An 18,923-nucleotide genomic window follows, 5' to 3' on the forward strand; every position below is an offset into this window, starting at 1 on the left:
ACCGTGTATGATTAAAAATATATCGATAATTGGTGACGGGGCGATGAGCAGTATCTGCTCGATGCTTCTTTGTGAAAAGGGCCTTGCTGTTCGTATGTGGGGATACGATGCGAATCAGCTTGCGCAGATAAAAGAAAAAAGAGAAAATATCAGATTCCTGCCCGGCTACAAACTGCCCGATTCATTGCAATTCGAACCGCAGGATTCCGAAATCTTCAAAAATGCTGATTTGGTTGTTTCTGCTATTCCCTGCCAGTTTACACGGTCTGTCTGGAAACGACTCGCTAAATACGCCAACACGAATACGCCGATTGTTTCGGTTACAAAAGGCATTGAAAACGATACATTGCTTTGTACAAGTCAGATAATCCAGGAAATTCTTGGTAATAAATCGCAAGTTGTTGTATTGTCCGGCCCTACAATCGCCGATGAAATTGCCAAAAAACTCCCCGCTACCGCAACGGCCGCGTCAAAAGACGAAAGACTTGCCGGCGCAGTACAGGAAACTTTCACCGCACCATATTTTCGCGTCTATCGCAACAGCGACATTACAGGCGTTGAACTTGCAGGCGCGATGAAAAATGTCATTGCGATTGCCGCCGGTATTGTTGACGGAATTAAAATCGGCGACAACGCGAAGGCGGCGCTTCTTTGCAGAGGCCTTGCGGAAATCACAAGGCTCGGCGTTGCGCTCGGAGCAAAAGAACAGACTTTCTCCGGCTTGAGCGGACTGGGCGATTTGGTTACTACGTGCATTTCGCCGATGGGACGCAACAGAAGTTTCGGCCAGCGAATCGGAAAAGGCGCAAGCGTAAAAGACGCCATCGCAGCGACAAATTCAGTTGTCGAAGGCATCGCGACGTGCAAATCGGTTATCGATTTGGCGAAAAAATATTCTATAAGTATGCCCATAACGGAGTCGGTATATCAAATCATTTTCGAGAACAAGAGTGTCTCGGCTGCTATTGAAGATTTGATGGCACGAAAGCTGAAAGCCGAATAGCAGTTAGCCTGCCGATTCATTCGGCAGGTTTGTCCCTAAATTCGCACAACTTTGCAAAAGTCCGAAAATAACACTATTTTGTCCGCGAAACACTGCAAAACTCTACATAAGTCCCCCCGCAAATCTGTCGATAAATACATAGTATCTCGTGAAGCGTGAAACGTGAAGCGAACCACGAGATACGAGATACGAACTACGAGATACGAGTTGAATATGACGACAGAAACATCTGAAAAGACATTGATAAAGAGATTATTGGCTGACGCGGTAGCGGCCGGCGCAAGCGATTTGCATATCAACGTTGGTATGCCGCCGATGCAGAGAATTCATACCGAGCTTACGCTGACAAAGGACGACCCGATTACATCAAAACAGGTCGAGGAAATGGTTCTCGAAATGGTCGGCCCCGACAGATATAAAATTTTTAAGGAACATTGCGATCTCGATTTTTCGACAACCATCGAAGGCGGCTATCGTTTTAGAGTAAACGCGCACTATCAGAAAGAAACCATCGGGATTTCGTTTCGTTTGATTCCGAACAAAATTCCTGATATTGCGAAAATCAATCTCCCACAGGCAATTATCGATTTGACTGATTTGCCGCGAGGTCTTGTTCTTGTAACAGGCCAGACCGGCAGCGGAAAAAGCACAACGCTCGCAGCGATGATAGGAAGAATTAACGCTACATCAGCGAAGAGAATTATCACGATGGAGGACCCCATCGAATACTCGTTCACAAACGACAAATCTATGATTGAGCAGCGTGAAATCGGCGCAGATTGCCCGACGTTCGCTTCTGGCCTTAAACATGCTTTAAGACAGGACCCGGAAGTGATACTCGTTGGCGAAATGCGAGACCTTGAAACAACCAGCGCAACGGTAACAGCCGCAGAAACAGGCCACCTTGTTTTCAGTACGCTGCACACAATGAACGCCGCGCAGACAATCGAGCGTGCGATAGATATTTATCCGCCCGGCCAGCAGAACCAGATTCGAGCGATGCTTTCTAATACATTACAGGCTGTTGTTTCACAGACGCTTTTTAAACGAATCGATAAACCTGGAATGGTGCCCGGCATTGAAATTATGATTTGCAATCCTGCTATTCGCAACTGTATTCGCGAAAACAGAATCCACGAAATTCCGAACATTATTACTACGTCGCGAAAAATGGGTATGCAGGAAATGGATGCCAGTATTTCCGAACTGTATTTCAGGGGAATGATAAGCAAAGAAGATGCCATAACCAGCGCAACAAACGCGGCGCGTATGGAAAAATCGCTTTCTCCTGAAAATAAGGAAATGTTTATGCGTCAGTTGCAAATGCAGACACCAACACCGCCGGCAATTCCGCAGCCAATGCGAAATTAATAACCTCTTAAAAATAAAAAAGGGACAGGTATTTAAACTTGTCCCTTTTTTTGTTTCTGTATTTCACTTTGTCTAAATATTATTACAAAGGTACCCGCCATCGATTGGCAGTGTAACGCCTGTAACAAAATTCGAAGCATCGGAAGCGAGGAAAATCGTTGCGCCGGTCAGATATTCCGGCAAACCAAAACCGTCCATCGGAGTTCTCGCAAGCACGTCTTTGCCGCGCTGGGTCGGTGTGCCGTCATCGTTCAGTAGGAGTTTCCGATTCTGGTCGGCAACGAAGAATCCCGGTGCTATCGCGTTTACCCTGATTCCGTATGGTGCCAGTTCCTTTGCGTGTCCCATAGTCTGATTCATCACAGCGGCCTTTGCGGATGAATATGCCCAGATGCCTGAAAGCGGATTGAAGCCCGCCATCGAAGCGATATTGATAATTCTGCCTTTGATTTTGTTGTCTATCCAGTATTTTGCTATGTGTTTAGTCGGCAGGATGCAGCCGGCCAGGAGATTTAATTTCAAAACGAATTCAAAATCTTCGGCTTTCACATCGACTAATGGACCTTTCCCGCGGTTTCCGCCGGCGCCGTTTAAAAGTATTTCGGCAGAGCCGAAAATCTTTACGGATTTCTCGAGTGCCTGCACGATTGAATTTTCGTCCATCAGGTTTACTTCGACCGTTGCGACTCTGGATTTGTCGCCGCAGGCCTTTGCGACTACTTCGGATTTTGCCGCCAGATTTGTCGGGTTGATATCCCATAGAATAATATTTGCGCCCGCACAGGCGAAACCTTCGGCTATTGCGCTGCAAAGCGTTCCGCCGCCGCCGGTTATGATTGCTGTTTTGCCTTTAAGCCCATATTTGGTCTCAAGATACGACATTTTTCATACTCCTAAATTTAATATAAATGACTGGGCTATTTAAACGTCTCTGGAATTAATTGCAATACAAATTTTGCTGAAATGGTACTTTTTTTGTACCAATTTCATTTTGGTCAAAAATAAGAAAAATTCCATCAATTCAAAGTTCGACGTTGAATGTTCGATGTTGGGTGTTAAAATAGTTGTCAGGTAGTGTTGCAAATTGGACTGAAACTATGGAGTCAAACAATGTTCGTAATGCACATAAATATCAAGGTCAAACACGAGTTCGTTGAGGAGTTTAAACAGGTCTGTATCGAAAACGCAAAGAACAGTGTTAAAGAGCCTGCCGTCAAACGCTTCGATGTGCTGCAGCAGGCCGACGACCCGACACGTTTTATTCTCGTCGAGGCATACACAGACCAAAGCGGGGTCGAAGCGCACAAGCAAACCGCTCATTATAATAAATGGAAAGCCGAAGCGGAACGAATGATTGAGGGAGAAAGAGTACGAACAAAGTTTACGCCGGTCTGGCCGCAGACGTATTAAGGCGATATTAAAATGCTTGTCCACACGAAGGCGGGATATTTTCTCATCCGATAATATGCTTATTTTTTGCGATTTTTAAAAAAACTTTTTTCATACGGTATAAGTGTCGATACAGAGTATGAGTTTTGGGTCATACGCTTTCAAGAATGCAAGGGGTTGAATTATGTATGAAACTTTTTTTGGTAGAATATTAGCCTATATAGGAATGAAGCGGTTTTCTCGTTGTACCAGAAGGGTACTGCAGTTGGCTCGTCAGGAGGCCAAACGGCTTAATTCCCAGTATGTAGATTCCGAGCATGTTCTGCTTGCGCTCATAAAAGGCGAACGCGGCATTGCGGCCACAGTCTTGTTTAATCTGCGAATGAATTTTACAGACGTTGAAAATGAGATTAGCAGGTTAATCGCAGCCCAATCTGAAGAGGCGAAAAAGAAAAACAACGGTTCGCAATCGAGAGATATAATTATGCGAGCCATCAAAGAATCCAAGGATATGAAGCATAATTGCGTTGGAACCGAAGATTTGCTTTTAGCTCTTCTTTATTTCAACGATGGAATAGCCGCACAGACGCTGACGAATCTTGAACTTGACTTCAAGAAAGTCCGGCCGGAAATAGAACGCATTCTCGGCGGTATGAGAGAATAGTAAATATCCATATCATTGAGCGGCTTGAGCCTTTAAGAGCAAATCAGCAATCCACTGCTCAAAATAAAACGGATACGTATTCAGTTTCAGCGTTTCACCAGGAAAATCACAGCCGTGCTTTTTTAATGCGGTTTCAAGTCGGCCGACATCATTTGGAAAATCCTGCGTTACGATTTTCAAATATATTTCTTTCAGTTTGCTCAGCCGCTTTTTCTTTTTTTCAGGTGTTTCGCCGGCCGCTCTGAAAAATTCATACACAGTTTTGACCGGTATTCCCGGCTTGAAAAATTTCTCAAGTCGCTGCGGGATTTTGTCCGGCAAAGCGTTATCGTGATACATCGCCAAATCGAGCAGTTCTTTGTGTGTGTAATATAAAAAAGGATTGCCGAAGAAAACCGCAGGGCTGTAATCCCGCCGCAAATCCGCCAGATAACTCTGAAACGCGTTAATGCCTTTGCTTTCCAGCAGAAAGCTGGCAGGGCCGTCGCCGATAAGAACGGTATAGCAATAATTATTCAGGTCCGGACGATTGAACCGGACTATATCGCTGTATGCCTGCTGAAGTTTTGGTTTGGTTTGCGTGCGAACATCGATGATTAATAATCGTGAATCGGTGGTATCGCGGGCGGATTTCAGAATATCCGTTGGCGTAATAGTTTCTTTACCGCCGGCCGGGAGGATTAATTCGACATTTTTTATAGCAGAATATTCGGTGATTCGCTGGTAAATATCATCGGCAAGGACGCTGTCGAGTGTGATAATGTGTATTTTGTTTTTTCGTTCTGTGTAATGCAGCATAGTAAAGTTCAGTCTTATATAAACTTATTATACTTTACCAAAAAATCTGTCAAATTGCACGTCTTTTTCTTATTGGAAGTTGATTTTCTGCCGTCCCCCGTTAGATGTTAGAAGAGCTGCTGCCGGGGGGGCGTTGCAAGGCCGTGCGTCTCCGTTTTTCTGAAATTTCAATTTTCAAATTTTCAATCTTAAAGGCTATCTCTAAAAATGCAAAAAATCAGAGCCGTGAGCGTTGAAGCCGCAACTGAAACCCTTACAAAACCGGATAACTCCACTATTGCACATACCTCGTCTTTCGGGTATGATAGTCTCTCGCAGTTGACCGCCGCCAATATAAGCAATATCAGCGGTTCAACGTGGGTAGGCAGTTATATACTGATCGCGATTGAATTTTGCCTGTTGAAATAAACGCCAAAGGACGAGAGATTTTTGAAAAGGTGTTTTAATGCCAAAAAACATATTTACGTTTATGTTATTGTGCAATGAGAACTGCAATATCAGTAGTTTTATTATTACTATTACATGAAGTTTTTTTTAAAAGACTTGGACAATTTTCGCAAGTACTTTTTATGATAATTTTTCTTATAGTGATAATAGTAATAATCATCCTTACAGACCGGATGGATGGGTAAAAAATCCGAAATGTATAATTAGGGACAGCCACTAATGGCGTTTCCTTAAGCTGCATAAGCTGCCCTCCATTGCTCTCGTGTCTTTCGTAATTTCGGATAATGTTTACGTTCTCGTGTCACCGCTCTCGGTTCTTTTCTGCCAGGCCTTTCTGGAACAAGATATGTCCCAATTTCCACAAGCATTGCTTTATATATCTGCGGCAGTTGCCATATCGGCTCACTGGCAAAGGCTGGCGAAAAATATAAAATCGTCCTGACGCTACAAACAAAACTAATTCTGATCGGATCAATATTTTGTGCCGCAGCAGCTTCCAGCATAATCGTCCTCACAATGTTTACAGCTATCGAATAATTAGGGACAGCCACCTATTATTTTAAACCTTGCGTTTTGGTTTTACGTTTTTAGTTTCTCGGCATAGTTATACTAACGACTAACAGCCATCAACTAACAACTAATTTGCTTTAAGGCAATGCCTGTACAGGCGAAAAAATAAAAAGACAACCTCGGACAAAGCTCGCTTGGGTAGAGGTTGCTTTTGATTTTTTTTCAGTGTCCGCAGGACACGCCTTTAAAGCGAAGCCGTGTAAATCCGTGTCTAAAAAAATAGTCCTCTGTGCGTCTCTGTGTCGCTCTGCTGAAGCGAAGCGAAAGCCCTCGGTTTTTGAGAAATTTTATGCCTCGAAAATAAAATTTAGAGAGGGTGGCTAACAAAAAATCCGGTTTAATCCGCGAGAATCCGCGGTTCAAAAATCTGCAAGTTTCATAAACACCGATTTTTCATTTCTGTTATTTCTGACGATTTCACTGCCATTTATTATCGTTCCAGTTGATTTCAGTGCATTTTACTGTGATTTAGTAATTTTTTTTGTTTGTGAAACTTGCGCCTTGCGTAATTTTGCGATAAGAACGCGCAATTTCTATTTGCTACTGGCTACTGACTACTACTAATAGTGTATATGAAATTTTGCGCAAGCGAAGACTTGCGCCGATTTTGTGATTTTTCGAAAAAATTGATTTTTGAGACTGATTTTGATATGTTTTTTTGCCTTTTGCCGATTACTTGCGCGTTTTAAAGGCTGTTTTTGGCGAAAAACTGAAAAATTACAAAAAACGATAATCTGATATTTGGCAGACAGTTAGAAGAAAAACTGCTCAAAACGTGCGCATTCTTATTTTGAGCAAAACCGGCTGTAAGTCTTTATTTTTTGTTATGCTGTGCGGATATTACTTGCGCATTTTGTGTTATTGACTATACAGCGGGAACTTTGCAGGCAGGGCAAATGGCTATGGAAAAATTTTAACATAGATATATAATTCTCTTATGAAATTGAAATGTCCGGTATGTAAAAAGAAGATTGACGCTGACAGGAAGGAAGCCTGTTTTCCGTTCTGCAGCGAACGGTGTAAGCTGGTTGACCTTAATTCGTGGTTTAGCGGCGATTATACGATTTGTTCGCCTATTCCGGATGAAATGAAGAAAGATTTGGAAAATAAGCTGGAATAAGGGGTTAAAAGGGAGTACTATGTCAAGTCCATTATATTAAGGATGCAGAAAGATGACGGAGCAGAATACAGAAGAAAAAAAGCAGAATTTTGAGTTCCGGGTGTCGGATTTACTTTTTCCAAATGTTTTTAAGACTTTCAGGATTGCGATTCAGCCTGCCAGGTTGATAACGGCGTTTCTTGCGCTGGCGATCATATATTCTGCCGGCTGGCTGATGGATTTCCGTAAGACGGTAGTGGTGTCTGGGAAATTATCGACATCGGATTTGAGGACATCGACTCTCGACGGCTCACGGGTATGGCCGACGGAGCTGCACTGCTTTATAACTTATCCCGACAGGATGGAGAATTTCTTAAAGGTTTATGCGGAACGGACAAAAACTCAAAGGCAGGGCGTATTTAATGTGTTTTCCAATTTCTGCCTGGCGAATTTTAACGATGGTACGGTTTATTTTGTGCAGTTGAACTTTGGCAAAACGATACAGGCGATAAGTAATTGTTTTATGGCTTGTGTTTGGGTTCTGGAATATCATACTATTTACGGAATAATTTTCCTTTCGATATTGTTTGTGGTGTTCTCGCTTGCGGGCGGGGCGATATGCAGGGGGGCTGCGTTTCATTTTACGCGGGACGAACGACTGGGGGCAGGGGCGTGTATCGCATTTGCCGTAAAAAGATGTGTACCTTTGCTCTTTGCGCCGACGGCGCCTTTGGTATTGGCGGCACTGCTGGGGTTTGTCATTGTGTCGATGCTGGGGTTGATGGCGAACATTCCTTACGCTGGTGAGGTTGTACTGGCGGTTTTCTTCGTATTGGTGTTAATTTGTGGCGGTCTGATGGCTTATGCCGCAATTTGGGGGATTGGCAGTTGGAACCTGATGTACAGCGCGATAGCCTGTGAAAAAACCGATACATTTGACGCGATGTGCAGGGCGTACAGTTATGTAAATTCCCGACCATGGAGGCTGGCGATTTATACGATACTTGCGGGATTTTACGGCGGGATATGCTATTTATTTGTGCGATTTTTCGCGTTTATGATGCTCGTAACCAGCCGATGGTTCCTGGATTTTGGAATATGGACGCAAAGCCAAAAAGGTGCGCAGATTGAAAAAATCGACGCTATATGGCCGAAACCGGAATATTTTAATCTTTTCGGTGCGGCAGCCGATTTTTCAAAGCCTGTAACGCAAACTATTGCCTCTGCGGTGGTGCATTGCGAGATTCTTATTGTGTCGGGGCTTGTGATGGCTTTTGTACTTAGTTTCTACTTTTCAGCCGGTACAATTATTTACTGTTTACTGCGGAAAAAAATTGACAACATACCTCTTGATAGTGTATTTATAGAGCCAGTTTCAACACAGAATCCACAGCAACAAGCAACTAATATATAATTGAAAGTCAGCATAATTTATGACACAAGAAAAACAGGATACACAACAGGAAACATGCCCAACACCCGAAAACGGGAGTTTCGTGCTTCGGTTTCGTAAGCAGGCAATAGTACTTGTGCATATCGGTATCTTTGCGATAAGCCTGATGATGGCATTTTTGCTTGTGAACAATATGCAGTTCCAGAACGAATGGTTTTTAAAGCTGTATCCCAAAACACTGTTGTTTTTCGTGATTGTAAAGATATTTGTCTTTGCGGCATTCAAACAATACCAGGGGTGGTGGCGGTATGTAAGCATTTCCGATTTGCTGTCAATAGTTAAGGCTTCGCTCGTCAGTACGCTGATTATCGTAATTGCCTGGGTGGCTGTGGCGGCAGTGGAGCCGATAAGACAATGGGTAAATGAACTGTTCGGATTCAGTCAGGCGGTTTTTATTCTCGATATGTTCGCAACGATTGTTCTGATGGGCGGAATGAGAATGGCTGTTCGGCTTTATCACGAGGAATTTCATACCGAACAGGCGGGAAAACTGAAAAGATTTCTGATTGTCGGTGCAGGTAATGCCGGCGAGTCTCTGCTTCGCGAACTGCATCGTATGCAGGTTGAACAATATGATGTTATAGGTTTTATCGATGACGACCCCGCAAAAAGAGGCGTAAATATTCACGGGATTCCTGTGCTGGGGAATGTCGATGACCTGCTGAAAGTTTGCAAAGATAATAGTATAGATGAAATCGCGATAGCTATGCCGAGTGCAACGGCAAAACAACTGCGAAAAGTAGTTCAAATATGTGAAGGTACGAAAACGCGATTCAGAACAGTGCCTTCAGTGGCGGATATCGCAAGTGGCAGATTCAGAGTATCGCAAATAAGAGATGTTGATATTAACGACTTGCTTGGCCGTGAAGCTGTTCAGCTTGACCTTGCGACAATCGGGAAATATCTCGATGATAAAGTAATTCTTGTTACCGGAGCCGGCGGGTCAATCGGTTCTGAAATGTGCAGACAGGTCTGTAATTTCAAGCCGGAGCTTTTGCTGCTGGTCGAACAGACTGAAAATTCACTGTTTTTTATCGAACGCGAACTTCGCAAAAGTTTTCCAACGGTCGCGATGGAAGCCATTATCTGCGATATCACAGACAAAAAACGTGTCGAACAAATTTTCACAAAGTATAAGCCAAACGTTGTAATTCACGCGGCAGCGCATAAACATGTGCCGCTTATGGAAACTAATCCGGGTGAAGCTTTAAAAAATAATATCATAGGGACAAAGACGGTGGCCGATGCTTCGGACAGGTTTGGCACCGAAAGCTTTGTGATGATAAGCACCGATAAGGCTGTCAATCCGACAAGCATTATGGGCTCAACAAAACGTGTATCTGAATTGTATATTCAAGACCTGGACAGAACGAGCGAGACGGCGTTTGTAACCGTGCGGTTTGGAAATGTGCTGGGCTCAAACGGCTCGGTAGTTCCGATATTTAAAAGCCAAATCGCAGCAGGCGGCCCTGTTACAATAACGCATCCGGAAATGCGAAGATACTTTATGACGATTCCCGAAGCATCGCAACTGGTTTTGCAGGCGGCGACAATGGGCAATGGCGGCGAAATATTCGTACTCGATATGGGCGAGCCGGTGAAAATTGTTGACCTTGCGAAAGAACTTATTACCTTGAGCGGTTTCAGGCCGGGTGAAGATATCGAAATTGTTTTCTCGGGTACACGGCCGGGCGAAAAACTTTTCGAAGAATTGTCCATCAAAGGCGAAGATATGGTTATGACACGCCATCCGAAAATCAGTATCTGGCAGAAGAATCAGCCGTTGGACAGGGAAGCGTTAAGAGAAAAAATCACTAATCTCGTCGGAATAGCCGATTTGCAGAATCATAAACAAATTGTTTCTTTCATCAAAGAAATTGTGCCGGAATATATCGGCGACAAAGTCAACGTGAACAATAGTTGATTTAATATTTTATATTTTACTTTTTTTTGCTTAGAGTTTTTTTTGTGGAATAAAGAATTAATGTAAGTTCTTTTGCTTCATTTAACAAATTTTTGACTTTATTCTCACTTACAAGATTTTCTTTAAAGAGAAAATTCAATCCAAAACTATCTCCATCAACGACCATACAGGCAGTTGAGCCATCGAGTCGAACAGACGAAATCATTGTTGTCGTATGCCAGTGGCCAGATGGGGTATACTGCGAAATATTATAAGCGATATGATGGGAGTTTCCAGAAAAAATGCGCATAAAAAAAGCCCGTTCAACCGAACGGGCATTGAAATTAGCTGTTGTGCTGGTTTTCGACCTGCTCGTCGCGTGGATGAGCTTCATCGTAAACTTCCTTGATTTTCTTTGTTGTTAAATGCGTGTAAATCTGCGTTGTTGAAAGCGACTGGTGGCCTAAAAGCTCCTGTACGCTTCTTAAATCCGCACCATTATTCAGCAGATGGGTTGCGAAGCTGTGTCTTAATGTGTGCGGGCTGATTGACGGGTCAAGGCCTGCCATCTTCAGGTACTTGTCCATTTTTCTGCGTACGCTTCTTGTGCTCAATCTCTTGCCGTGCTTATTGACGAAAAGAACTTTCGAATCAAAATTGGCATTGTTCTGGGCACGTCTGTTTCGATATTCCATATAATGCTGTATAGATTGCAGGGCAGAGGAGCCAATCGGTGAGATTCTTTCCTTTTTGCCTTTGCCGCGAACATGAAGTACTTCGCCGAGGAAGTCAACGTCTTCGATATTCAACGCGACCAGTTCGCTGACTCTGACACCTGTGCCATAGAGTGTTTCCATAATGGCACGGTCTCTTGCGCCGAGCCAACTGTCGGCAGGGGGTGTTTCGAGCAGTGTCTTTACCTGTTCGTATTCGAGGAACTTCGGCAGTTTCTTGTCCTGCTTTGGCGTTCTGACTGCTGTAACTGGATTGTTCTGCAGATAGTTTCTTTTTACCAGAAATTTATAAAAGCTTCGCAGTGTAGCCAGTTTCCTTGCGGAAGTGGACTTTGAATACTGCTTGTCATTCAAGTGAGCCATATAGGTTCTGACTAAATCGGTCGTAAGCGTTAGAAGCAATTGCTCGACCTTCGTCTGCGTTTGAGTAGCTACTCCGCCGGCTGAATTATCAGAAGCAGTCCAATCTGATTGTGAAGCCTGTCCGCTGATATACTGACAAAATTGCTCAAGGTCAGCATGATAGCATTTCGCGGTGTGTTCGGAAAAATGCTTTTCAAATTTCAGATAGTCCAAAAACTCATTGATAATAACACAATTTGCCATTTTGTTCTCCATATCGTTAATCCACGACGAAGGGACATTTTTAATCCTTAGGCTCAATCATCTGTGGAGCCTTATCGTTTAGTAATTTATCTGCTTCTGTGATTAGGGATTGGGTAAGTTTGAAACTCAAGACTGCGGCATCGAACCAATCGAAGTTAGTTTTGTTGTCCTTTGCGGAAACAACAAGGGCATCCAGCAGTAAATCTTCACAGCCAGACTCATAACGAAATACATACTTTTCGTCGCCTTTTGTAAGAACAAGCTGTCGTAAATTTCTCTGCATCTCAATACCTGAACAGAATAAATATTTCTACCGAATAATTATCGGGCTGAAAGGGCAGACCGATAACTGAAAAATTAATTTTTTTCAAAATTACCCGAATTACGCGGGTTAGCTCTTTTGTATATAGAGCAACTCTACAGGTTTATCGGCGAACATTAGGCAAATTCTTTAGGGGGAAGCATAAAAGATTTGAAATAATTAATTTTGTAAGTGCTTTTTAAAAAAGGTAGTTAGAGAGGCTGTCCGGATTTAAAATATAAAGTTAAAATATAAAATTTATACTTAATTTAATCGTAACTCCGTAAAAATTAGAGAGTTATGGAGTGTAAATAGTTAAATACCGTGAATTTTGCTGCATTGAATAAGCAGTTTTTCGACCCATTCAATCGGCATAACGGTTGACGCATCGGATTTTGCGTTTTTGGGGTCGGTGTGTACTTCAAGGAACAAACCATCCGCTCCGGCGGCAACTGCGGCCTTGGCAAGAACCGGGGACATTTCTCGGCAACCAGCTGAAGCATTGCCGAGTCCGCCGGGCTGCTGGGTACTGTGGGTGGCGTCAAAAATGACAGGGCAGCCGAATTTTTTCATCGCAGGGATAGCCGTCATATCGTTCACAAGGCGATTGTAGCCAAAAAATGTGCCGCGTTCGGTGAGCATAATCTTTTCATTGCCAGTCGAACGAATTTTATCAACGGCGTTCTTCATTTCATCAGGCGACATAAACTGGCCTTTTTTGACGTTGATTGGTTTTCCGGTTTTTCCGCAAGCGGCCAGCAGGTCGGTCTGGCGGCAAAGAAAAGCGGGGATTTGCAGGCAGTCAACAACTTTGGCAACTTGGACAACCTGCGAGACTTCGTGAACGTCAGTGAGTATCGGCATAGAAGTTTTCTTTCTGACGTTATCAAGAATCGCAAGACCTTTTTCCATTCCGGGGCCGCGGAAACTTTCGATGCTGCTGCGGTTGGCTTTGTCGAAACTCGCTTTGAATATGACAGGCACGCCGGTTTTTTTGCTGATGTCGAGAAGTTTGGCCGCTATGTCGAGACAGATTTGTTCTGATTCAATTACGCACGGGCCGGCGATAACAAATAATCCGGCGTTTGGTTCGATTTTTATATTGCCAATGTTAAACATAAGATTTATTTTCCTAAAAAAACGTGGATTCCCCCACAGGGGTTGTAACCGCCTTTCGCGGGAACACTTACTCAAAGATTCTGAAAATTCTTCTACGCATACCGATAGGTTGTCCTTTCGGCGGGACGAGAACCTTCACAGCCTGCGGAACAATGGAAATTTCCAAAGGCAGTTCCGGGCCGGGGTCGCCGTCAAGTTCAGACCTGACGTAACTGTTGGACGAAATTTTTATTTTTTTGCATTGCTTATATATTACGCTTTTGCATCTTCGGTGGCTTTTCAACATAGTCATAAGCGACTGATATGCCAGCGAAATCTGATTCGAACATTTATAAATACAAATGTCGAGCAGACCGTCACCGAAATCAGCAGCCTGCAAAATTGGAATGCCGATCGCATAACGTGAAATATTTCCGAAAATGGCGATGCCGCGGTCGGAAAAAACTACACGGTCGTCAATTTCAATGTTAATGACAGGGAATTTATAACCGAAAAATGTTTTCATAATCGGGAAAAAATAATGCAGGTGAGTGATATTTCCCTGTCTTTTTTCGCTAACAAGCCGAACGATATCGCCGTCAAAACCTACACCGCCGACAGAAGTGAAAAAGGTGTCGTTGGCTTTGCACAGGTCGAGAGGGTGGAGAATGTTCGCCTCGAAAATTTCAATCCAGTGCTTTACTGACTTTTTGTAGCCAAGTTCATTTGCAAGCAGATTTTCAGTTCCGCTGGGCAAAAGCATAAGCGGTTTGTCGCTGCCTTCAAGGCCGTGGACTACTTCGCGAATCGTGCCGTCGCCGCCTGCGACGATTACCATCATGCAATTGAATTTTACCGCAGATTCAGCGGCCAGCGAACGGGCGTGCAAAAGCGATTTAGTCTGATTGACCTGCAACTGAAATTTTTTCGAATATAAATATTCGATGAATTCATTCACGGCGTGCTTTTCACTGCTTGCGCCGGAGCTTGCGTTCACTATTATAGATATATAACCATTTTCAGGATTCATTATTTCTTTTCAAATGAAATACTTCTTGTTTTCAGGCCTGCGTTTTTAATCGCTTCCTCCATAAGATGAGCGTAGCTTAACGGCTGATGCTGAATATTCTCAAGGCCGAGTTCTTTTTGTACCTGCTCAATAACCACATCATCCGGCCCTTCGATTTCCACGAATTTGCCCAGCATCGGCAATTCATCAAGAGCGACTTTGCAATTCTTATAATCCCACAGGCTTCGCTTTTTCTCAAGCGTAAGTCTCGCGGTATATCCGAGCTGTTCAAACAATTCCGCCAACTCATCGGCTTTGTCAACTTTCAATCCGATTTCACGCCGGCTCTTGAAGCGGTGGTTTTCTCTTGCGCCTTTGTACGTCAGTTCAATCGCCCGGCCAATGTGATTAATGTGCGTTCGTATTCGCAGGCACCTGTCTGACTTTACGAGCGAATCCTTGTTGTCGTCATAATAAGAATCGATTTGCAGAAAATCGCCCTCAAATTTTGCGCCAAGCTGCTGCAATTTTTGCGCAGTCTGCTGAAAATCGTCAACTTTTAGTTTTATCTCTATTTCTAAAGCCATCAGTTATCCTATAACAATGTTTACCAGACGAGATTTGATGACGATTATCTTTTTAATCTCTTTGCCTGCGATTGACGATGCGACTTTTTCACAGGCAAGAGCTTTTTGCTTTATTTCATCTTCATCTGCTTCGGCGGAAACGACAATCTTATCCTTAATTTTGCCCAGAACCTGAACGGCCAGCTCAATCTCTTTTTCTTTTGCGAGATTTTCATCGAACTTCGGCCAAGTTTCATAAGCCAGCGTGTTCGTATGTCCGAGCATCTGCCAGATTTCTTCGGCAATGTGCGGGGCAAGAGGGGCCAGAATGAGAACAAAAGCTTCAATTGTCTTTTTCGGCCTTGTTTCGAGTTTAATCAGATGATTTACGAATATCATCATTTGACTAATCGCGGTATTGAAGCGGAACGTATCGATATTCTGCGTAACTTTCTTTATAGATTGATGCAGCAGCCGGAGCGTTTCTTCATCGGCATCGACATCTTTTATACTGCTGTGTATCAGGCCGGTTTGCTCGTCAACGACGCATCGCCAGAATTTATTCAAAAATCTGTGTACGCCTTCGACGCCCTGCATACTCCACGGCTTTGTCGCTTCAAGCGGGCCCATAAACATTTCATAAAGTCTCATCGAATCCGCGCCATACTCGTCGATGACTTTGTCCGGGTTGACAACGTTGCCGCGGGACTTGCTCATCTTCTGATTGTCTTGGCCGAGAATCATACCCTGATTTATTAATTTCTTGAACGGCTCGGGCGTGCTGACGTATCCCAAATCGAAAAGCAGTTTGTGCCAGAATCGTGAATAAAGCAAATGCAGCACAGCGTGTTCCGCTCCGCCGATATATAAATCGACCGGCATCCAATATTTTTCTTTCTGCTTTTCCCACGCAGCCTGATTGTTTTTCGGGTCGAGATACCGCAGATAATACCAACAGCTTCCAGCCCATTGCGGCATTGTATTGGTTTCGCGTTTCGCTTTTTTGCCGTTTGGCAGTTCGACGTTGAGCCAATTTTCAATTTTGGCCAAAGGCGACAATCCGCTGTCCGACGGTTTGAAATTATCAGTTTCAGGAAGCGTCAGCGGCAAATATTTTTCATCGAGCGCGATTATCCGGCCGTCCTCAAGATGCAGCAGGGGGAACGGTTCGCCCCAATAACGCTGGCGACTGAAAAGCCAATCGCGAAGTTTATAATTAACCGCTTTTTTGCCCAGCCCGTTTTCGTCGAGCCAGTTTGTAATTTTTTCTTTGAATTCCGCTGTCGGCAGGCCGTTAAATTCACCGCTGTTGATTGCGATGCCTTCGCCAGTGAAACAATATTCGCCTTTTTCGATTTTCTCTGCCAGTGCTTTGTCGTCTTTAGGTTCGACAACCGGAATTATTGGCAGATTGAATTTCTTAGCAAATTCAAAATCTCTTTCATCATGAGCAGGTACGCTCATAATCGCGCCTGTGCCGTAGCTACTCAGAACGTAATCGCTAATCCAGATTGGAATTTTCGTTTCATTTACAGGATTAATCGCATACGCGCCGGTGAATACGCCTGATTTATCTTTAGCGAGGTCTGTTCGGTCGAGGTCGCTCTTGCTTTGCGCGAGTTTTTTGTAATCTTCAATCGCCTGTTTCTGCTCGGCGGTAGTTATTTCATCGACAATCGGATGTTCCGGTGCAAGAACCATATATGTTGCACCGAAAAGCGTATCGGGACGTGTCGTAAAGACGGTGATTATTTCATCGAAGCCGTCAACTTTAAAATCGACTTCCGCGCCGATGCTTTTGCCAATCCAGTCGGTTTGCAGTTTTTTTATAGATGTCGGCCAATCGACGAGTTTTAAATCGTCTTCGAGCCTGTCCGCGTATTTTGTGATTCGCAGCATCCACTGACGCATCGGTTTGCGAACGACAGGATGTCCGCCGCGTTCGGAGACGCCGCCGATGACTTCTTCATTGGCTAAAACTGTGCCAAGCTCCGGACACCAGTTTACGGCTACTTCATCTTCATACGCTAAACGCTGACTGTTAAGGAATTCTTCCTGTTCTTCTTTTGCCAGTTCGCTCCAGTTGCGAACGCCGCCTGCGATTCCCATAACCGCAGGAATCGGATTTGCCTCAACAATTTCGCCGTCCGTACCGATGTACAATTTTCCGTTTTCGAGATTTTTTATAAGCTCGGAAATTGGTTTTGCTTTTTGTTCCATCTGGTCGAAATAGCTGTTGAACAATTTCAGGAAAATCCACTGTGTCCATTTATAATAACCGGGGTCGGTAGTATCAACCTGTCTGTCCCAATCGTACGAAAAACCGAGGTCTTTGATTTGCCTTCGCATATTATTGATATTCTGCTGGGTTGTGATGGCAGGGTGTGTGCCGGTTTTGACGGCATACTGCTCTGCGGGCAGGCCGAATGCGTCCCAGCCGATTGGATGCAGGACATTGAAGCCGTTCATTCTTTTGTAACGCGCGACAATGTCGCTTGCGGTGTAGCCTTCCGGATGACCGACGTGAAGACCCTGTGCCGATGGGTAGGGGAACATATCAAGCACATAATACTTTGGCTTGTCGGAATTATCCTTAGCGGCGAAGGTCTTGCCGGTTTCCCAGTAAGTCTGCCACTTTTTCTCTATTTCGTTGAAGTTGTAAATTCCTTTTGGTTCGTCCATTTTTTTAGTGTCCTGAATGAGGGCATGTTCCGTGCGATGGGCAGGTATGACATTTACTGCCTGCTGACGGAGTTTTTACCACTGCTGAAAAGGTTGAAAACTGTTTGGTAAGTTTTTTACCGCCGCAGGAAGGGCAGATGTGCGATTCTTTGGAACTCATCGATTTTTCGAGGAATTCATTGACCTTACCGCATTTTTCACATTTGTATTCAATAATAGGCATAGTAACGCAAATCAAATATCAAAATTGTTCCCCTCTGATTTTGCTCTTCAAGTCCCCGCAAGGGGGATTGTAAGTAGCAAAATCCTGAAGATTCGGGGATTACAGGATTGCCGCTTTACGGCAGACTATCCATATATATTAAAGACAAGCAGTATAACCTTTTATATTCCAGAGGCAAGGAAAAGGTTAAGAAAAAAAGCAATTTAGGGGTGTTTATATTGTTAATTTGGGTTTTGATGCATCAATTTAACATTTTTGTTAAATTAATGCATTCTGTAGGGGCGAACCTATGCGTTCGCCCTTATTGGGCAGACACACAGGTCTGCCCCTACGTTAGTATTTTTTGAGCAAATACACAGGTTGCCAATATTGCTGTTTTTATTTTTGGAATAATTCGTCGTCCTCCCAGTTTGAAGGATTTTTCAAAATATATTCGCGGATTTGTCCCAATGAAATTTCATTTCGAATGATATGTTCATAATAATTTCTTTGCCATAATGTTCCCTTGAATGGTTTCCAGTCGTTTTGTTTTACATTACGGATATATTCATTAGTTGTCATTGTTTTGTACCACTGAACAATTTTGCTTATGGGTGTATGTTGTAGGGGCGAATCTATGTGTTCGCCATTTTTATTTTCTGGGCAGACACGTAGGTCTGCCCCTACAAGTTTATCTTTAGTGTTCGGTCTTGCAATAGCATTTAATTTGGTGTCGATTATATTGATAATGCCGTGAAAGTGGTTCGGCATAATCACATAAAGGTCTGTTTGAACGTTGGGGAACTTGCAGCTTACTTCTTTCCACCAACGCTCAATCATATTGCCGGCATTATTTAAAACCATAAATCCTTTTTCGATATTGCCGAATGCAGGCTGACAATAATGAGTGCAAATGGTAATGAAATAATAACCGACTTTTGAATAGTCATACCCCCTTAATCTAATTGAATGACGATGATGTATTTTGGGATCATATTCATTAGTTGGCATGTTTTATACCATTGAAT

General features: G+C 43.5%; 20 protein-coding genes and 1 pseudogene. 8 read left to right on the top strand and 13 right to left on the bottom strand.

Translation table 11 applies throughout. The annotated features are described in order from the left end of the window. Positions 1 to 7: 7 nt before the first annotated feature. Positions 8 to 1,003 carry an NAD(P)-dependent glycerol-3-phosphate dehydrogenase gene (locus LLF92_10550; GenBank protein ID MCE5341544.1) on the top strand — a complete coding sequence of 332 codons (996 nt, stop codon included), beginning with the start codon at positions 8 to 10 and terminating at the stop codon, positions 1,001 to 1,003. Positions 1,004 to 1,216: 213 nt separating this feature from the next. Next, positions 1,217 to 2,374 (top strand): PilT/PilU family type 4a pilus ATPase, encoded by a 1,158-nt coding sequence (locus LLF92_10555; GenBank protein ID MCE5341545.1) that lies wholly within the window; start codon positions 1,217 to 1,219, stop codon positions 2,372 to 2,374. A gap of 72 nt (positions 2,375 to 2,446) precedes the next feature. On the opposite strand, the gene LLF92_10560 is transcribed toward LLF92_10555, so the two are convergent. After that, positions 2,447 to 3,256 carry an SDR family oxidoreductase gene (locus tag LLF92_10560; GenBank protein ID MCE5341546.1) on the bottom strand — a complete coding sequence of 270 codons (810 nt, stop codon included), beginning with the start codon at positions 3,254 to 3,256 and terminating at the stop codon, positions 2,447 to 2,449. A gap of 228 nt (positions 3,257 to 3,484) precedes the next feature. On the opposite strand from LLF92_10560, the gene LLF92_10565 reads away from it, so the two are divergent. Continuing rightward, positions 3,485 to 3,784 carry an antibiotic biosynthesis monooxygenase gene (locus LLF92_10565; GenBank protein MCE5341547.1) on the top strand — a complete coding sequence of 100 codons (300 nt, stop codon included), beginning with the start codon at positions 3,485 to 3,487 and terminating at the stop codon, positions 3,782 to 3,784. 163 nt (positions 3,785 to 3,947) lie between these two features. After that, positions 3,948 to 4,427: a hypothetical protein gene (locus LLF92_10570; GenBank protein ID MCE5341548.1), complete on the top strand. Its 480-nt coding sequence runs from the start codon at positions 3,948 to 3,950 to the stop codon at positions 4,425 to 4,427. Between the two features lie 12 nt (positions 4,428 to 4,439). Here the strand turns inward: LLF92_10570 and LLF92_10575 are convergent, their stop codons facing one another. Next, positions 4,440 to 5,225, bottom strand: a complete 786-nt coding sequence (locus LLF92_10575) for a hypothetical protein (protein ID MCE5341549.1) — start codon at positions 5,223 to 5,225, stop codon at positions 4,440 to 4,442. A 207-nt stretch (positions 5,226 to 5,432) separates the two neighbouring features. Here LLF92_10575 and LLF92_10580 point away from each other — a divergent pair, with 207 nt between their 5' ends. Next, complete coding sequence (locus LLF92_10580) at positions 5,433 to 5,633, top strand: hypothetical protein (GenBank protein ID MCE5341550.1); 201 nt, start codon at positions 5,433 to 5,435, stop codon at positions 5,631 to 5,633. Between the two features lie 269 nt (positions 5,634 to 5,902). Here the strand turns inward: LLF92_10580 and LLF92_10585 are convergent, their stop codons facing one another. Further along, positions 5,903 to 6,175 (bottom strand): hypothetical protein, encoded by a 273-nt coding sequence (locus LLF92_10585; GenBank protein ID MCE5341551.1) that lies wholly within the window; start codon positions 6,173 to 6,175, stop codon positions 5,903 to 5,905. A 1,004-nt stretch (positions 6,176 to 7,179) separates the two neighbouring features. On the opposite strand from LLF92_10585, the gene yacG reads away from it, so the two are divergent. Genes yacG through LLF92_10600 form a run of 3 tightly spaced genes read left to right on the top strand, consistent with a single transcriptional unit; the run spans position 7,180 to position 10,718 of the window. Further along, a complete protein-coding gene (yacG, locus tag LLF92_10590) occupies positions 7,180 to 7,362 on the top strand; it encodes a DNA gyrase inhibitor YacG (protein ID MCE5341552.1) in 183 nt (60 codons plus the stop codon). Between the two features lie 52 nt (positions 7,363 to 7,414). After that, on the top strand, positions 7,415 to 8,755 hold the full coding sequence (locus LLF92_10595; GenBank protein ID MCE5341553.1) for a hypothetical protein: 1,341 nt from the start codon (positions 7,415 to 7,417) through the stop codon (positions 8,753 to 8,755). A gap of 19 nt (positions 8,756 to 8,774) precedes the next feature. Continuing rightward, positions 8,775 to 10,718, top strand: coding sequence for a polysaccharide biosynthesis protein (locus LLF92_10600; GenBank protein MCE5341554.1), 1,944 nt, complete (start codon positions 8,775 to 8,777; stop codon positions 10,716 to 10,718). Positions 10,719 to 10,734: 16 nt separating this feature from the next. On the opposite strand, the gene LLF92_10605 is transcribed toward LLF92_10600, so the two are convergent. The 10 genes and pseudogenes from LLF92_10605 to LLF92_10650 all read right to left on the bottom strand — a co-directional run bounded on the left by LLF92_10605 (position 10,735) and on the right by LLF92_10650 (position 18,906). After that, positions 10,735 to 11,091, bottom strand: coding sequence for a hypothetical protein (locus tag LLF92_10605; protein ID MCE5341555.1), 357 nt, complete (start codon positions 11,089 to 11,091; stop codon positions 10,735 to 10,737). After that, complete coding sequence (gene xerC, locus LLF92_10610; GenBank protein ID MCE5341556.1) at positions 11,042 to 12,037, bottom strand: tyrosine recombinase XerC; 996 nt, start codon at positions 12,035 to 12,037, stop codon at positions 11,042 to 11,044. Before xerC ends, LLF92_10605 begins: the two co-directional genes overlap by 50 nt. A gap of 40 nt (positions 12,038 to 12,077) precedes the next feature. Further along, entirely contained in the window at positions 12,078 to 12,320 is a 243-nt protein-coding gene (locus tag LLF92_10615) for a hypothetical protein (GenBank protein MCE5341557.1), read from the bottom strand. A 333-nt stretch (positions 12,321 to 12,653) separates the two neighbouring features. Further along, entirely contained in the window at positions 12,654 to 13,457 is an 804-nt protein-coding gene (gene kdsA, locus LLF92_10620) for a 3-deoxy-8-phosphooctulonate synthase (GenBank protein MCE5341558.1), read from the bottom strand. 67 nt (positions 13,458 to 13,524) lie between these two features. Then, entirely contained in the window at positions 13,525 to 14,466 is a 942-nt protein-coding gene (locus tag LLF92_10625) for a YegS/Rv2252/BmrU family lipid kinase (protein ID MCE5341559.1), read from the bottom strand. Further along, positions 14,466 to 15,032: a class IV adenylate cyclase gene (cyaB, locus tag LLF92_10630; protein MCE5341560.1), complete on the bottom strand. Its 567-nt coding sequence runs from the start codon at positions 15,030 to 15,032 to the stop codon at positions 14,466 to 14,468. Before cyaB ends, LLF92_10625 begins: the two co-directional genes overlap by 1 nt. Positions 15,033 to 15,035: 3 nt before the next feature. Next, positions 15,036 to 17,120, bottom strand: a complete 2,085-nt coding sequence (gene leuS / locus LLF92_10635) for a leucine--tRNA ligase (protein ID MCE5341561.1) — start codon at positions 17,118 to 17,120, stop codon at positions 15,036 to 15,038. 108 nt (positions 17,121 to 17,228) lie between these two features. Continuing rightward, a pseudogene (locus tag LLF92_10640) lies at positions 17,229 to 17,693 on the bottom strand (class I tRNA ligase family protein). A gap of 4 nt (positions 17,694 to 17,697) precedes the next feature. Next, complete coding sequence (locus LLF92_10645) at positions 17,698 to 17,916, bottom strand: zinc ribbon domain-containing protein (GenBank protein MCE5341562.1); 219 nt, start codon at positions 17,914 to 17,916, stop codon at positions 17,698 to 17,700. A 378-nt stretch (positions 17,917 to 18,294) separates the two neighbouring features. Beyond that, positions 18,295 to 18,906, bottom strand: coding sequence for a transposase (locus LLF92_10650; protein ID MCE5341563.1), 612 nt, complete (start codon positions 18,904 to 18,906; stop codon positions 18,295 to 18,297). Between the last annotated feature and the right edge of the window lie 17 nt (positions 18,907 to 18,923).

The organism is Planctomycetaceae bacterium, assembly GCA_021371795.1.
Taxonomy (GTDB): Bacteria; Planctomycetota; Phycisphaerae; order Sedimentisphaerales; family UBA12454; genus UBA12454.

Excerpts from the sequence above, each read along its gene's own strand:
- LLF92_10550 (MCE5341544.1), top strand. The coding sequence starts at position 8 with ATGATTAAAAATATATCGATAATTGGTGACGGGGCGATGAGCAGTATC.
- LLF92_10555 (MCE5341545.1), top strand. The coding sequence starts at position 1,217 with ATGACGACAGAAACATCTGAAAAGACATTGATAAAGAGATTATTGGCT.
- LLF92_10560 (MCE5341546.1), bottom strand. The coding sequence starts at position 3,256 with ATGTCGTATCTTGAGACCAAATATGGGCTTAAAGGCAAAACAGCAATC.
- LLF92_10565 (MCE5341547.1), top strand. The coding sequence starts at position 3,485 with ATGTTCGTAATGCACATAAATATCAAGGTCAAACACGAGTTCGTTGAG.
- LLF92_10570 (MCE5341548.1), top strand. The coding sequence starts at position 3,948 with ATGTATGAAACTTTTTTTGGTAGAATATTAGCCTATATAGGAATGAAG.
- LLF92_10575 (MCE5341549.1), bottom strand. The coding sequence starts at position 5,225 with ATGCTGCATTACACAGAACGAAAAAACAAAATACACATTATCACACTC.
- LLF92_10580 (MCE5341550.1), top strand. The coding sequence starts at position 5,433 with ATGCAAAAAATCAGAGCCGTGAGCGTTGAAGCCGCAACTGAAACCCTT.
- LLF92_10585 (MCE5341551.1), bottom strand. The coding sequence starts at position 6,175 with ATGCTGGAAGCTGCTGCGGCACAAAATATTGATCCGATCAGAATTAGT.
- yacG (MCE5341552.1), top strand. The coding sequence starts at position 7,180 with ATGAAATTGAAATGTCCGGTATGTAAAAAGAAGATTGACGCTGACAGG.
- LLF92_10595 (MCE5341553.1), top strand. The coding sequence starts at position 7,415 with ATGACGGAGCAGAATACAGAAGAAAAAAAGCAGAATTTTGAGTTCCGG.
- LLF92_10600 (MCE5341554.1), top strand. The coding sequence starts at position 8,775 with ATGACACAAGAAAAACAGGATACACAACAGGAAACATGCCCAACACCC.
- LLF92_10605 (MCE5341555.1), bottom strand. The coding sequence starts at position 11,091 with ATGAAGCTCATCCACGCGACGAGCAGGTCGAAAACCAGCACAACAGCT.
- xerC (MCE5341556.1), bottom strand. The coding sequence starts at position 12,037 with ATGGCAAATTGTGTTATTATCAATGAGTTTTTGGACTATCTGAAATTT.
- LLF92_10615 (MCE5341557.1), bottom strand. The coding sequence starts at position 12,320 with ATGCAGAGAAATTTACGACAGCTTGTTCTTACAAAAGGCGACGAAAAG.
- kdsA (MCE5341558.1), bottom strand. The coding sequence starts at position 13,457 with ATGTTTAACATTGGCAATATAAAAATCGAACCAAACGCCGGATTATTT.
- LLF92_10625 (MCE5341559.1), bottom strand. The coding sequence starts at position 14,466 with ATGAATCCTGAAAATGGTTATATATCTATAATAGTGAACGCAAGCTCC.
- cyaB (MCE5341560.1), bottom strand. The coding sequence starts at position 15,032 with ATGGCTTTAGAAATAGAGATAAAACTAAAAGTTGACGATTTTCAGCAG.
- leuS (MCE5341561.1), bottom strand. The coding sequence starts at position 17,120 with ATGGGAATCGCAGGCGGCGTTCGCAACTGGAGCGAACTGGCAAAAGAA.
- LLF92_10645 (MCE5341562.1), bottom strand. The coding sequence starts at position 17,916 with ATGCCTATTATTGAATACAAATGTGAAAAATGCGGTAAGGTCAATGAA.
- LLF92_10650 (MCE5341563.1), bottom strand. The coding sequence starts at position 18,906 with ATGCCAACTAATGAATATGATCCCAAAATACATCATCGTCATTCAATT.